This window comes from Streptomyces sp. NPDC001858 (assembly GCF_053594615.1).
This window is the reverse complement of record NZ_JBSFEV010000006.1, coordinates 57,813-72,078: the sequence shown is the minus strand read 5'-3', so window position 1 is coordinate 72,078 and position 14,266 is coordinate 57,813. Positions and strand designations below refer to the sequence as shown.

Sequence of the window (14,266 nt, the reverse complement as noted above, 5' to 3'; positions counted from 1 at the left end):
CCTGCCTTACGCCGGGGCGAGCTGCGTGACGGTGCCGGCCGAGCCCTTCCAGAACAGCTTGCCGTCCTGGGCGAAGAGGGAGCCGCCGCCGGCCGCGGCAGGGGCGTTGGTCGGCTTCGCGGCGACGTCCGCGAGCCGCACCGCGCCCTCGGCGAGGATGGCCGAAGCGGCGTCGGACCGCTGGACGACGTGGAGTTGGGACTGCGGTGTGGCCCCGCGGCCGATGCCGACGCCGACCCGTCCGCTGCCCTTGACGACGAAGTCGTCCAGGCCGTCGTTGTTGCGCAGGACGATCAGGGCGCCCTTGGTGGCGCCGTTGGTGGCGGTCAGGAAGATCCCCTGCGCGGCGGTGCCGCCGCCGCTGTCCACGCCGGCCGTCTGCAGGTCGATCGACAGGGCGGAGGAACCGGCGTCCCGGCCGTCGGCGTATCCCTTGTGGGCGATCTTCAGCGTTCCGCGCCCGGTCTCCACACCCGTCAGGTACATGGCCGAGGTGTCGGGGTTGTCGGAGGTCACGTTGAGTGCGACCGCCTCCCCGGAGAGGCCCTTGTGGTTGATGGTGACCGTGTGCGCCGTCGTCGACGTCCCGTAGAACTGGGCGGGCGCCGTGTACGGCGTGTACTCGCCGTCGGCTGCCGACGCTTCGGTGCCCGCGGCCACGGTGACCGCGCCCGCGGTGAAGGCTCCGAGGAACACTCTTCGTCCCACTGTCATAGGTGAACTCGCTTTCCCTGAGGTGGCGTTGAGGATGCGGAAGATCATGGGACCACCTCCACGAGACGAGCACAATGCCGAGCCGAGCGCGGTCGGCAGCGGCGTGAAGCCCGGCCGGTCCGCCCCTCGGCCGCTGCGCCCCGCCGCCCACCCCGAGCCGCGACCCGCCCCGCTCCCCGCCCCCGCTCCCCGTCAGGCCGTCTGCCAGGCTGTCAGGGCCAGGCCCGGTTCGTTCTTGCGGTGGGTCAGGTGCAGGGCGCCGGTCGAGGGCGACAGGGCCGCCGCGACCACCCGGTCCTGGTGGTCCTTCGCGAGCGCCACCACGGCGTCGGCGGGCAGTTGGGGCCCGGACTCGGCCCACCAGGCGCCCGCCGACTCCTCCTCGGTCGGATACGCGGCGAAGGCGACGCGGCCGCTCGCGGAGCGCTGGGCGAGCAACGTGCAGTCGTGGCCGTCGAGTTCGGTGCGGATCGCGGCGACCGGTCCGGGTCCGGCGCCAGCGAGCACGGGGACCGGTTCGGCACCGGGGCGCCAGGCGCACACGTCGCCGGAGTCGTCCGTGTAGAAGAGCGTGGTGTGCTCCGGGGAGGTGGCCAGGGCTCTCAGGGTCCCGGCGCGGACCGGCGCCTTGAGGGGCTCCTGCAGCACCGGCTGAGCGCCCGCCGTCTCCTGCCGCCAGTGCAGGATCCCGTCGGGGACGGCCGCGTACGCCTCGACGCGCCCGGACTCCCCCGTGACCGCGACGGGCGGCCCCTCGACGCCCTGGCCCTTCAGGTCGCGCCACGGTTCCCAGCCGCCCTTCTCCTTCTGGGCGACCATGCGCAGTCCGGTGCCGAGGCCGCGGGCGAAGACGTGGGCGCGTCCCTGGGCGTCCACGGCGAGGGCGGGCGGGCCGGTGCGGGCGCCCTTCTTGTCGGGGTGGCCGATGGGCGTCCAGTCCAGCGCGGCGAGCAGCGGCCGGTAGTGGGTGGAGTGCACCAGGCCCGCCTCCCCCTTCGCGGTGGGCCGCCAGGCGGCCAGGTGGGCATACCCGTCGGGGCCGTGGCCGACCGCGAAGGCCTGTTGCACCTTCTGGTCGCCGCCGACCCTGCGCGGGGCCTCCCAGGGCCCGCCCGGTACGCGCTGCGCCCTGCACAGGACGGCGTCGCCGGAGTCCGACATCAGATAGACGCTCAGCCGCCCGTCGCGGCCGCGTATGAGCCAGTCGCCGTTCACCCGATCACTGTATGTCGCGGGGTCCGCGGGGCCCGCGCGCGGGTCACGCTCGAGCGGCCGTCCGTGCAACGCTGGCCCGCATGGATGACTCCGTCGCACTGCTCGTGATCGTCGATGCCGCGAACGTCGTCGGATCGGTGCCGGACGGGTGGTGGCGGGACCGGCGGGGGGCCGCCGAGCGGCTGCGCGACCGGCTGGCCGCGGACGGGCTGCCGGGGCACTCCGGGCCCGCCGAGATCGTCCTCGTCGTCGAGGGCGCGGCCCGCGGGGTGGAGCCGGTGCCCGGCGTGCGGGTGGAGGCGGCGTCCGGCAGCGGGGACGACCGCATCGTCGAGCTGGTCGCCGGGGCCGTCGGCCGCCCCCGTCTGGTCGTCACGGCCGACCGCGAGCTGCGCCGCCGGGTGAGCGGACTCGGCGCGGACGTCACCGGCCCGCGCGCGGTACGCGGCTGAGGCCCGCCGCGAGCGGTGCCACGGCGGGTCACGCGGTGTCGTCGCCGGGCTTGCGGGCCTCGGCGCCGGTGATCTCCTCGTGGCGTCCGAGACGGCTGTGGGAGCGGCCGTAGAGGAAGTACACGAGGAACCCGAGGACCATCCACACGGCGAAGCGGAGCCAGGTCTCGGTGGGCAGGTTGAGCATCAGCCAGAGCGAGGCGCACACCGACAGGATCGGGATGAACGGCACCCACGGCGTGCGGAACGCCCGGGGCAGGTCGGGGCGGGACCGGCGCAGGATGATCACGCCGATCGCGACGACCACGAAGGCGAACAGCGTGCCGATGTTCACCAGCTCGGCGAGTTCGCTCAGCGGTGTGAAGCCGGCGAGGATCGCGATGATCACGCCGAGCAGGATGGTCGGCCGGTGCGGGGTCCTGTACCGCGGGTGGACGTGGGAGAAGAAGCGGGGCAGCAGTCCGTCGCGGCTCATCGCGAAGAAGACGCGGGTCTGGCCGAGGAGCAGGATCATGCAGACCGTCGTCAGGCCGACCGCGGCGCCGAAGCTGATGAAGCCCGCGAACCAGGGGTGCCCGGTGGCCTTGAAGGCGTCGGCGAGCGGGGCGGTGATGGACAGTTCGGTGTAGTGCTGCATGCCGGTCACCACGATGGACACCAGGACGTAGAGCGTGGTGCAGATGATCAGGGAGCCGATGATGCCGCGGGGCATGTCGCGCTGCGGGTTCTTGGTCTCCTCGGCGGCGGTGGCGACGACGTCGAAGCCGATGAAGGCGAAGAAGACGACGGAGGCCGCGGTGAAGATGCCCATCACACCGAAGTTGGAGGGCGCCCAGCCGAACATCAGCTGGATGAGCGGCGACTGGAGGCTGTCGCCCGCCGGCACTTCCTGCGCCTTCGGGATGAACGGGTCGTAGTTGTCGCCCTTGATGAAGAACGCGCCCGCGATGATCACGGTGAGGACGACGGTCACCTTGATGGCGACGACGATCGAGGTGACGCGCGCGGAGAGCTTGGTGCCGAGCACCAGGATGGCGGTGAGCACGAGGACGAGCGCGGCGGCGAGGATGTCGAAGCCGAAGCCCTCGGCCCCGTCCCGCACGCCGATCGCTTCCGGCAGTTGCCAGCCCGCGTTGTCCAGCAGCGAGGCGATGTACCCGGACCAGCCGACGGCGACCACCGCGGTGCCGAGCGCGAACTCCAGGACCAGGTCCCAGCCGATGATCCAGGCGGGCAGTTCCCCCAGGGAGGCGTACGCGAAGGTGTACGCGGAGCCGGCCACCGGGACCGTGGAGGCGAACTCGGCGTAGCAGAGCGCGGCGAGCGCGCAGACGACCCCGGCCACCACGAAGGCCAGGGCGACGGCGGGACCGGCGTTGTTCTTGGCGACCGTGCCCGTGAGCACGAAGATGCCGGTGCCGATGATGACGCCGACGCCGAAGACGGTCAGATCGAGTGCGGACAGGGATTTCTTGAGCGCGTGCTCTGGCTCCTCGGTATCGAGGATGGACTGCTCGACCTTCTTCGTCCGGAAGAGGGTGCTGCTCACGGTCGTACCTCCCACACTGTGTCGTCCTCGACATGATCGAGAGGGGGCGTATTGCGTATGCCCCGGCGCGGGCGGATTAACGCGAATGGGCCGGTTTCACCACCCTTCGCAGTGGTGGAACCGGCCCATCCGGGCGTGTCGGGTTGACCGTGGCAGCCGTCCCGCGCGCGGGACGCGGCGAGCCGCGGGCGGGGTCAGTCGCGGGCGGGCTCCACGGAGTCGACCTCGGCCGCGCTGCCGTACTTGCCGTCCAGCTTCGAGACCAGGCCGGTGACCTGGCGGGCGATGTCGGGGGCGGTCAGGCCGATCTCCGCCATGACCTCCGCGCGGGAGGCGTGGTCGAGGAAGCGGGGCGGGATGCCGAAGTCGCGCAGCGGGACGTCGACGCCCGCGTCGCGCAGGGCCTGGGCGATCGCCGAGCCGACGCCTCCGACGCGGGAGTTGTCCTCGACGGTGACGACGACGCGGTGGCGCTCCGCGAGGGGGGCCATGGCCTCGTCGACGGGTTTGACCCAGCGCGGGTCGACGACGGTGGTGGTGATGCCCTGCCGGTCGAGGAGGGTCGCGATCTCCAGGCACATCGGGGCGAGGGCGCCCACGGAGACCAGGAGCACGTCGGGGGTGTCGGTGCCGCTCTCGCGCAGCACGTCCATGCCGCCGACGCGGCCGACGGCCGGGACGGCGGGGCCGACGGCGCCCTTGGAGAAGCGGACGACGGTCGGCGCGTCGTCGACCTCGACGGCCTCGCGCAGCTGGGCGCGGACCTGGTCGGCGTCGCGTGGCGCGGCGAGCCGCAGGCCCGGGACGACCTGGAGGATCGACATGTCCCACATGCCGTTGTGGGAGGCGCCGTCGGTGCCGGTGACACCCGCCCGGTCCAGTACGAAAGTCACACCGCACTTGTGGAGGGCGACATCCATCAGGACCTGGTCGAAGGCACGATTGAGGAATGTGGCGTACACCGCGAACACCGGATGCACTCCGCCCGTGGCCAGGCCCGCGGCGGAGACGGCGGCGTGCTGCTCGGCGATGCCGACGTCGTAGACCCGGTCCGGGAAGGCCTTGGCGAACTTGTCGAGGCCGACCGGCTGGAGCATGGCCGCCGTGATGGCGACGATGTCCTCGCGCTCCTTGCCGAGCTCGACCATCTCCTGGCCGAACACGGAGGTCCAGTCGGCGCCGGAGGTGGCGATCGGCAGCCCGGTGTCGGGGTGGATCCTGCCGACGGCGTGGAAGCGGTCGGCCTCGTCCTGCAGCGCGGGCTGGTAGCCGCGGCCCTTCTCGGTGAGGCAGTGCACGATCACCGGGCCGCCGAACCGCTTGGCGCGGGCCAGCGCGGACTCCAGCGCCTCGATGTCGTGGCCGTCGATCGGGCCGACGTACTTCAGGCCGAGGTCCTCGAACATGCCCTGCGGGGCGATGAAGTCCTTGAGGCCCTTCTTGGCGCCGTGCAGTGTCTCGTAGAGCGGCCTGCCGACGACGGGCGTGCGCTCCAGGATGTCCTTCCCGCGGGCGAGGAACCGCTCGTAGCCGTCCGTCGTGCGCAGGGTGGCGAGGTGGTTGGCGAGGCCGCCGATGGTCGGCGCGTAGGAGCGCTCGTTGTCGTTGACGACGATGACCAGCGGGCGGTCGCCGTCGGCGATGTTGTTCAGCGCCTCCCAGGCCATGCCGCCGGTGAGCGCCCCGTCGCCGATGACGGCGACGACGTGGTCGTCGCGGTCGAGGATCTGGTTGGCCTTGGCGAGGCCGTCGGCCCAGCCGAGGACCGTGGAGGCGTGGCTGTTCTCGATGACGTCGTGCTCGGACTCTCCTTGCGAGGGGTAGCCGGACAGGCCGCCCTTCATCTTCAGCCGGGAGAAGTCCTGGCGGCCCGTGAGCAGCTTGTGCACATAGGACTGGTGGCCCGTGTCCCACAGCACCTTGTCCTTCGGGGACTCGAAGACCCGGTGCAGGGCGATGGTGAGCTCGACCACGCCGAGGTTGGGGCCGAGATGGCCGCCGGTCTTGGAGACGGCGTCGACCAGGAAGGTCCGGATCTCCTGCGCCAGCTGGTCCAGCTCCTCCGGGCTGAGCCGGTCCAGATCACGCGGTCCCCTGATGCGGGTCAGCAGCGGCACCCGTGCCTCCTTGCAGTAAAAGCTGATCGAGCTGTTGCCGGGCTCGTCGAGTCTAATGTTCCGCCCGGGCGGACGGCGTCCGGCCCATGCGTCATACGTCACCCGAACGGCCGTACCCGCCATGAGGCCTTCCTATGACATGACTGTGCCCGGCATCTGAACAGATGCCGGGCACCTTCACACCGTGCGGGATGTCAGCCGCGGCCGGCGGCCTTCTGGCTCTTGCGGGACACGGAGTCGATGACGACCGCGCCGAGCAGAACACCACCGGTGATCATGTACTGGATCGAGGTGTTCATGTTCAGCAGGTCGAGACCGGTCTGGATGGACTGGATGACCAGCATGCCCAGCAGGGCCGACCAGACGGTGCCACGGCCGCCGAAGAGGCTGGTGCCGCCGATGACGGCCGCCGCGATGGCGAGCATCAGGGTGTTGCCGCCACCGGCGCTCAGCGACGCGCCCGCGGTCTGGCCCGCGAAGAACATGCCGCCGACCGCCGCGAAGCCGCCGGAGATGGCGAACACGGTGATCCGGATCATCGGCACGTTGATGCCGGCCCGGCGGGCGGCCTCGATGCCGCCGCCGACCGCGAACACCTTGCGGCCGTACGTCGTGCGACGCAGCACGAAGTCCACGATCACCAGCGCGGCCAGGAAGATCACCAGCGCGTTGGAGACACCGGACGCGTTGTTCAGCACGGCGGCGGAGGCGAAGGCCGCGACGGCGAGCGCGCCCACGCGCAGCAGGATCTCGCCGGTCGGCCGGAACGGCACGCCCGCGGACTTGCGACGGCGCTGCTCACCGAGGTTGCCGATCAGGGACAGCACGACGGCGAGGCCGGCCAGGACGTAGGCGCCGATGATCGCCTGGTCCATGAAGAAGGAGTTCTGGCCGAGCAGGTGGATCGGGCCGGAGTCGGACGGCAGGTTGATCGTGCCGCTGGAGCCCAGCAGCCAGAGCATCAGACCGTTCCAGCCCAGGAAGCCGGCCAGCGTCACCACGAACGCCGGTACTCCGATTTTCGCGAAGAACCACCCGTGCAGGGCGCCGATGGCGATGCCCGTGATGATCGTCAGGATGAGCGCCACCCATGGATCCACGGAATGGTCGACGACGAACACGGCGAACAGCGCGGACGCCAGACCGCTGACGGAACCGACCGACAGATCGATCTCACCGAGCAGCAGCACGAACACCAGGCCGATGGCGAGCATGCCGGTGGCCGAGAGGAAGTAGCTGATGTTGGAGAGGTTGTCGGCGCTCAGGAAGCGGTCGTTCTTCAGCTGGAAGATCGTCCAGATGATGATCAGGCCGAGGACGACCGGGATCTGGCCGAGCTCACCGCCCTTGACCTTGCGCTTGAACTCGGTGACATAGCCCTTGAGGCCCTCTTCGCGGACCAGCAGCCGCGGGTCGACGACGGATACCGGCGCGGCCGTCGGGTCGTCGGCGGGCGCGACGGTGTCCTGGCCCTCGACGACGCCCTGGGACTTGATGACCGTCGTGGCCTTCGCGGGCTCCGGGGAGTCGTCGCCCTTCACGGTCTTCGACGTGTCGCTCACTGTGCCGCCTCCGTGGTGCGACGCCCCGCACGACGGGTCACGGCGTTGTCCGTGGCACCCGTGATCGCGGCGATGATTTCTTCGTGGCTGGTGTCCTTCACGGGGAAGGAGCCGTTGTTCTTGCCCAGGCGCAGGACGGCGACGGTGTCCGCGACCGCCTTGACGTCGGCCATGTTGTGGCTGATGAGGATGACCCCGAGGTTGCGTTCACGCAGCCGCTCGACCAGGTCGAGGACCTGCGCGGTCTGCTCGACGCCGAGGGCGGCCGTCGGCTCGTCGAGGATGACGACCTTCGGGTCGCCGATCAGCGCACGGGCGATGGCGACGACCTGCCGCTGACCGCCGGAGAGGCTGGCGATCGGGATGCGCACGCTCGGGATGCGGATGGAGAGCGTGGCGAGCAGTTCGCGGGAGTTCTTCTCCATCGTGACCTCGTCGATGATGCCGCGGTGCAGCAGCTCACGTCCGAGGTAGAGGTTGCCGACGACGTCGAGGTTGTCGCACAGGGCGAGGTCCTGGTAGACGGTCGCGACGCCGAGTCCCTGGGCGTCGTGGGGCTTGTTGATGCTGACCGGCTTGCCCTCCCACTCGATGACTCCCTCATCGATGGGGTGCACTCCGGCGATCGTCTTGACCAGGGTGGACTTTCCTGCGCCGTTGTCGCCCACCAGGGCGACCACTTCTCCGGCGTGGACCTCCAGTTCGACGTCGGTGAGTGCCTGCACCGCACCGAATCGCTTGGAGACTCCGCGCAACGCCAACACGGGCGTAGCGGACACGTGAACCATCTCCTTCGCCGCCTGACCGGCGGGGATGCCGCCGCGCGCAAGGATCGGCGCGGAGGGATGCGCGCGTCACGGGGTACGCGACGTCGACGCACGAGGTTTACAGGATGAACATGAGTGAGTCCGCCGCACTCGGCGGCGGTTCCGTCCGACGCCCGCCCCGGCAGCGGGGTGTGAGGTGGGGCGGGCGTCGGACAGGTCTCACAGGACCGCGGGGCGGTCGGGGGCCCCGGGGGCCGGCTCGAGTCTCGGCTCGAGCGGGCCGGCCCCCGGGGCCGAGCGCTTACTGGATGCCGGCGGCCTTGCAGGCGGCGGCGTACTCGGCGGTGCAGATGTCCGCGGCCGTGTACAGACCGTCCTTGATGACCGTGTCCTTGATGTTGGCCTTGACGACCGACACCGGGGTCAGCAGCGTCGAGGGCACCTTGTCGCCGGAGCCGCTGGTCAGCGTGGTGGTGGTCAGGGACTTGATGTCCTTGCCCTCCAGCAGGCTGACGGCGAGCTCGGCGGCCGTCTCGGCCTCGGGCTTGTAGGCCTTGTAGACCGTGGCGGCCTGGGTGCCGGCGACGATCCGCTGGATGGCGGCGAGTTCGGCGTCCTGACCGGTCAGCGGGATGTTGCTGATCTTCGCACCCTTGAGGGTGTTGGCGATGCCACCGGCCATGCCGTCGTTGGCGGCGTAGACGCCGGCGATGTTCTTGGCGCCCAGCTGGGTGATCGCCGCGGACATCTTCTGGGCGGCGACGGTGTCCTTCCACAGGCCGGACTGCTCGTAGGCGATGGTGACCTTGCCGTCGAGGATCTTGTGCGCGCCCGCCTTGAACTGGGCGGCGTTCGGGTCGGCGTCGTCACCGTTGATCATGACGACCTTCGACGCGGTGGTCGCCTTGGCGCCGAGGGCGTCGAGCAGGGCCTGGCCCTGGAGCTCGCCGACCTTCTCGTTGTCGAAGGAGACGTAGGCGCTGACCGGGCCCTGGGCGAGACGGTCGTACGCGACGACCTTGACGCCCTTGTCCACCGCGGACTGGATCGAGGACTTGATCGCGGCCGAGTCCTGGGCGGAGATCACGATGACCTTGACGCCCTTGGTGACCATGTTGCTGACCTGCTGGGCCTGCTTGGCCGGGTCGGCGGCGGCGTTCGCGTACTCGAGCTTGCAGTCCGCGCAGAGCGCCTTGACCTTGGCGTCGAAGTACGGCTTGTCGAACTTCTCGTAGCGCGCCGTGACGCTGTCGGGGAGCAGGAGGCCGATGGACTTGTCGCCCGAGCTGCTGCTGCCGGAGTCGCTGTCCTTGTCGTCGCCTGCCTTGCCGCACGCGGCAATCGACAGCGCCATGGACACGGCGGTTGCGCCGATCACGACTCTACGCATCTTTGCGTTCATTGGGGTGCCTCCCTGACAGGGCCGCAGCGCTGCGGCCGAGGTGGCTGGAAGTCAACTCGGCCACACGTGCGACGTCAAGAAGTAAATACTTAACGAGATGGCAACGGCGTCATTCGTTCTCTAAGTGAAGGCAGGTGTGGCTGCGGTCAGCGTGCCGTCCAAGAGGGCCGAGTCGCCCATCTCGCCGAGGGCGAGGGCGAGCGCCCCGAGCACCTCCGCGCGACCGCCAAGTGCCCCTGGGAGAACGGAGAGTTGACGCGCCGCACTCGGTATCGCGTAGCGGCCGACGGACTCCCTGATCGGACCGAGCACCAGCTCACCGGCCTCGGCGAGATCACCGCCGAGCACCACCCGGCTCGGGTTCAGCAGGTTGCAGAGATTGGCGACTCCACTGCCGACGTGTCGACCGACGTCGGCGATCACCCGACGGCAGCCCGGGTCTCCGTCCCTGGCCAGCCGCACGACGCCTTCCATCGTCAGGTCCGTGCCGTGACTGGACTGAAGCAGCGGGAGCACGTACCGCGCGGCCGCGAAGGTCTCCAGGCAGCCCCGGTTGCCGCAGCGGCAGACCGGGCCGGATTCATCGAGTGTAATATGTCCGATTTCCCCCGCGGTTCCGCCCGGCCCTCGATAGATCTTCCCCTCTATCACCAAACCGGCGCCGACACCGCTGGCGACCTTGATATATGCAAGATCACGAACGCCTTTTCCGCTGCCCCAGACCATCTCGCCGAGGGCTCCGAGGTTGGCGTCGTTGTCCACGTGCACGGGCACGCCGAGCCGGCCTCTCATCTCCTCGGCGGGTCTGGTGCCGATCCACCCGGGCAGGATGGCGGAGGAGCCGAGCGTGCCGGACTCCAGTTCGATCGGTCCGGGCACTCCGAGACCGACCCCGGCGACCTTCGCACGGTCCACCCCGGTGGCCTCGATCAGCCGGTTGACCAGCTGTTCCGCCCGGTCGAACCCCTGCGTGGAGGAGGCGTCCACATCGAGCGGCTCGGCCTCCTCGGCAAGGACCTGGTGGGCCAGGTTGCCCACGGCGACCCGTAGGTGCGTATGGCCGAAATCGACTCCGATGACGATGCCGGCGTCGCCGCTCAGGCTGACGCTGCGGGCCCTTCGGCCACCGGCCGAGGTGGGCGTCACCTCGACGGTGCCGCCGTCCTTGAGCTCGCGCACGATATTGGAGACCGTCGCAGCGGACAGCCCCGTCGTCCGGGCGATCTCCGCCTGCGTGAGGGACCCGGCCAGACGCACGGCGCGTACGACTCGCTCCAGGTTGGCTCGGTGCAGCGACGACTGCGACCCCGGAGTCTCCACGACGACCTCCCGCGCACGGGACCGCTTCAGTGGGGCCCCGTCTATGTCCAACTAGTGAACTCTAAGCTGAGCCGTTCGGGTCGCCTCCCGTCAAGAGGTTGAACGGTATCCGCATGCTTGCGCAGAAACACGGAGGGTGGCCGAGCCGACGATTGCGGGGCGTATGGGACTGGGTGCGGCGCGTTGTGGGTGGGTGGGGGTGAGGTGGGAGTGAGGTGGGGGCGGAGTGACGGTGGGGTGGCGGTGGGGTGGGGATGGGTGTCCGGGCGGGGGGTTCGGACGGGGTCCGGACGGGTGCGACGGTGCCGGGAAGGGACCGCGCTGGGACAGCGATGCGGCGTGATCGCAGGGGCGCGGGCGGCGCACGGGCGCGGGTGCGGGCGAGGTCCGGGCGATGTGCGAGCGATGCGCGAGCGATGTGCGATGGGTTCGATCGGGGGTTGGGGGCGGAGGGGGCGGGACTGTGAGGCGGCTGAACGGGTGCGGGGATGTGGGCATTTGACGGGGGCGGCGGGGAGAGAGAAGGGGGCGAGGGCGCGAGAAGAGGGGTGCGCGGGGGGGCCGGGAAACGGGCGGGGTGAGGACCCGAGGGGGGACGAGAACTATGCGGCTCGGCGGCTCGCGCGCCCCGGATTGTGCGCGGAGGACGACGCACGTGTGCGCCGGACAGGGCACAGAAGGTGAAGGCCGACGGTGGCTGGAGGGTGCGGCGAGGGTGAGCGTGAGGGTGGAGGTGGGGGTGTCGGTCGACTTGGGTGGGACAAGGGCGGCGTGGCTGCGGGCGACGTGGTGTTGCGTCGGTCGGGCGCGGAGGGGCGCGGGTTGACGGAGGGGCGCGGGGGAGCGCTGAGGAGCGCGGGAGCGGAAATGGCATGCGGTGCGGTGCGGCGATCCGGCACTGTGAGTGGCCGAGGCGCACGCGGCCTTCGGCCGGGCCGTGCACGTCCGAGCCGCCCAACGCCCCTCGTGGCACGTCCGTCGTGGCATGTCCGTCGGCGGGGACGAAGCGGGGCGGGCGAAGTCGGCTACGGTTCGGCAGCGCCCTGAAGGGGCGCGGGGAACTGCGCGACCAGCCACAACGGCGCCGCAGCAGAACGACGGCACATCGCGGCAGTTCCAGCCGAGCGCTCAGGTCTCGCCTGTCGGGCCGCGGCTCGGCCTCACCGTCACGCCACGGCGGCACGCCGGATGCGCCGCGGCGGCACGCCCGTCGCGCCACGGGCGGCAAGCCCGACGTGCCGCCCGGACCCCGGACGCGACGCGTCTCTACTTCATCGCCCCCGCGGTCAAACCCTGCACGACCTGCCGCTGGAAGACGATGTACGCGGCCAGCACCGGCAGCATCGCCATCACCAGGCCCGCGAACAAGCCCGACCAGTCGCCCTTGTACCCCTGACTGACCGCCAGCTGGACCAGGCCCTGGGTGAGGACGCGCTTGTCGGGGTCGGTGTTGAGGACCGTGGGGAGCATGTACTGGTTCCACTGGCCCAGGAAGTTGAAGATGCCGACGCTGATCAGGCCGGGCTTGGCCATCGGCAGCATGATCTGGAAGAACGTACGGCTGTGCGAGGCGCCGTCCACGAAGGCGGCCTCCGCCACCGAGGTCGGCAGCGTGCGGAAGAAGGCCGTCAGGAAGAACACCGTGAACGGCAGCGAGTAGGCGATGTAGACGAGGATCAGGCCGTGGATGGTGTTCAGCAGCCCCATGTTGTTCACGACGTAGAACAGCGGGACCAGCGCCAACATGATCGGAAAGCTCATGCCGCCGATGAAGAGGAAGTAGATGAACCGGTTACCGGGGAAGTCGAAGCGGGCCAGGACGTAGGCCGCCATGGAGCCCAGGACCAGTGTGCCGATGAGTGAACCGCCCACCACCAGAACGGTGTTGAGGAAGTAGTCGCTCATGTTGGCCTCGGTCCAGGCCCGCGACCAGTTGTCGAAGTGCAGCTTGTCCGGCAGCGACCAGGGCGAGCCGAAGATAGAGCTGTCGTCCTTGAAAGAGGTCATCACCGCCCAGAGCAACGGCAGCACGACCATGATCGCCCAGACGATCAGGATGCCGTGGGAAAAGACGTTGAGGGCTTTTCCGTCCGTTTTCTTCTTCGGCTGCGGTTTTCCCGCGGACGGGTCGACCTTCGTGATGCGTAGGCCGGCGCCTGACTCGGCCGGCAGGGGCGCGGGGGTTTCGGTCGTCTTCATCGTCAGTACTCCAGCCGCTCGCGCGGTCCCAGTCGCAGCACGACCGCGGCAAAGGCCAGCGTCACGACGAGCAGGGCGACGCCGATGGTGGTGGCGTAGGCGGCCTGCCCGTCCCGGAACGCCTTCTGGTACACGTACAGGGTCAAGACGGTGGTCGAGTAGTCGGGGCCGCCCGGCCCGGTCGTCATGATCTGCACGACCGCGAACGACTCCGCGCCGAGCGCGAGAATGCCCATGTAGACCCAGCCCGACTGCACGGTGTCCCAGAGCAGCGGCAGGGTGATGCGGAAGAACGTCGTGGCCCGGTTCGCGCCGTCCAGCAGTGCGGCCTCGTAGAGGTCGGTCGGGATGGAGGCCATGCCCGCCGAGAACAGGACGACGAAGAAACCGACCGTCGACCAGACGAGCACCGCCATCACGCACCACAGTGCGAGGTCCGGATCGCCGAGCCAGAGGGGCTGCAGGTCGTCCAGCCCGATCCCGCGCAGAAACGAGTTGATCGCGCCGCTGTCCGGGTTGTACGCGAAGGCGAACAACAGCGCGACGATGGCGATCGAGAGCACTTGCGGAAAGAAGTAGACGATCTTGTAGAAGGAAGAGCCCCGGACGCCGGAGACGGCCGGGCCGCCCTTCCTTCTCCCTCCACCGACATTGATCATGAAGGCGAAGAACAGCGCCAGGCTGATCGTCACCAGCGGCAGCACGATCGCGAACATCAAGCTGTGCTGCAGGGACTTCCAGAAGATGTCGTCGTCCAGCATCCTCCGGTAATTGTCCAGGCCGACCATCTTGAATTCGGGGCTGAGGCCGGTCCAGTCCGTGAACGAGTAGTAGATGGACTGGATGAACGGCCACACCACAAAGAGCGCGTACAGTCCCAGGGGCAGTGCCAGGAACCCCACGATGAACCGGTACTTGCCGTGCTGCATCGCCACTCCGGTGCTTATGTCGCTGCTTCGCCTGCTTAAG

At 69.7% G+C, this 14,266-nt stretch carries 11 protein-coding genes; 1 reads left to right on the top strand and 10 read right to left on the bottom strand.

Features of this window, described 5'->3' with window-relative positions; genetic code table 11:
- Positions 1-6: 6 nt before the first annotated feature.
- On the bottom strand, positions 7-696 hold the full coding sequence (locus ACWCPF_RS10695) for a hyaluronoglucosaminidase (protein WP_451044629.1): 690 nt from the start codon (positions 694-696) through the stop codon (positions 7-9).
- A 210-nt stretch (positions 697-906) separates the two neighbouring features.
- Positions 907-1,929 (bottom strand): hypothetical protein, encoded by a 1,023-nt coding sequence (locus ACWCPF_RS10690; protein ID WP_451044628.1) that lies wholly within the window; start codon positions 1,927-1,929, stop codon positions 907-909.
- Positions 1,930-2,009: 80 nt separating this feature from the next.
- Here ACWCPF_RS10690 and ACWCPF_RS10685 point away from each other — a divergent pair, with 80 nt between their 5' ends.
- Positions 2,010-2,381 (top strand): NTP pyrophosphohydrolase, encoded by a 372-nt coding sequence (locus tag ACWCPF_RS10685; protein ID WP_451044627.1) that lies wholly within the window; start codon positions 2,010-2,012, stop codon positions 2,379-2,381.
- Between the two features lie 28 nt (positions 2,382-2,409).
- On the opposite strand, the gene ACWCPF_RS10680 is transcribed toward ACWCPF_RS10685, so the two are convergent.
- The 8 genes from ACWCPF_RS10680 to ACWCPF_RS10645 all read right to left on the bottom strand — a co-directional run bounded on the left by ACWCPF_RS10680 (position 2,410) and on the right by ACWCPF_RS10645 (position 14,226).
- The gene (locus ACWCPF_RS10680; protein ID WP_451044626.1) at positions 2,410-3,930 is read right to left on the bottom strand and encodes an amino acid permease; all 1,521 of its coding nucleotides are present in this window, start codon (positions 3,928-3,930) and stop codon (positions 2,410-2,412) included.
- A 194-nt stretch (positions 3,931-4,124) separates the two neighbouring features.
- Positions 4,125-6,047 (bottom strand): 1-deoxy-D-xylulose-5-phosphate synthase, encoded by a 1,923-nt coding sequence (dxs, locus tag ACWCPF_RS10675; protein ID WP_451044875.1) that lies wholly within the window; start codon positions 6,045-6,047, stop codon positions 4,125-4,127.
- 194 nt (positions 6,048-6,241) lie between these two features.
- Positions 6,242-7,609, bottom strand: a complete 1,368-nt coding sequence (locus ACWCPF_RS10670; protein WP_451044625.1) for a sugar ABC transporter permease — start codon at positions 7,607-7,609, stop codon at positions 6,242-6,244.
- Complete coding sequence (locus tag ACWCPF_RS10665) at positions 7,606-8,397, bottom strand: ATP-binding cassette domain-containing protein (RefSeq protein ID WP_451044624.1); 792 nt, start codon at positions 8,395-8,397, stop codon at positions 7,606-7,608. The genes ACWCPF_RS10670 and ACWCPF_RS10665 overlap by 4 nt, the downstream gene beginning before the upstream one ends.
- Before the next feature lie 280 nt (positions 8,398-8,677).
- Complete coding sequence (locus ACWCPF_RS10660) at positions 8,678-9,778, bottom strand: sugar ABC transporter substrate-binding protein (protein WP_451044623.1); 1,101 nt, start codon at positions 9,776-9,778, stop codon at positions 8,678-8,680.
- A gap of 120 nt (positions 9,779-9,898) precedes the next feature.
- Complete coding sequence (locus tag ACWCPF_RS10655; RefSeq protein ID WP_451044622.1) at positions 9,899-11,098, bottom strand: ROK family transcriptional regulator; 1,200 nt, start codon at positions 11,096-11,098, stop codon at positions 9,899-9,901.
- Between the two features lie 1,266 nt (positions 11,099-12,364).
- Complete coding sequence (locus ACWCPF_RS10650; protein ID WP_451044621.1) at positions 12,365-13,297, bottom strand: carbohydrate ABC transporter permease; 933 nt, start codon at positions 13,295-13,297, stop codon at positions 12,365-12,367.
- Between the two features lie 2 nt (positions 13,298-13,299).
- Positions 13,300-14,226 (bottom strand): carbohydrate ABC transporter permease, encoded by a 927-nt coding sequence (locus ACWCPF_RS10645; protein WP_451044620.1) that lies wholly within the window; start codon positions 14,224-14,226, stop codon positions 13,300-13,302.
- Positions 14,227-14,266: the final 40 nt, after the last annotated feature.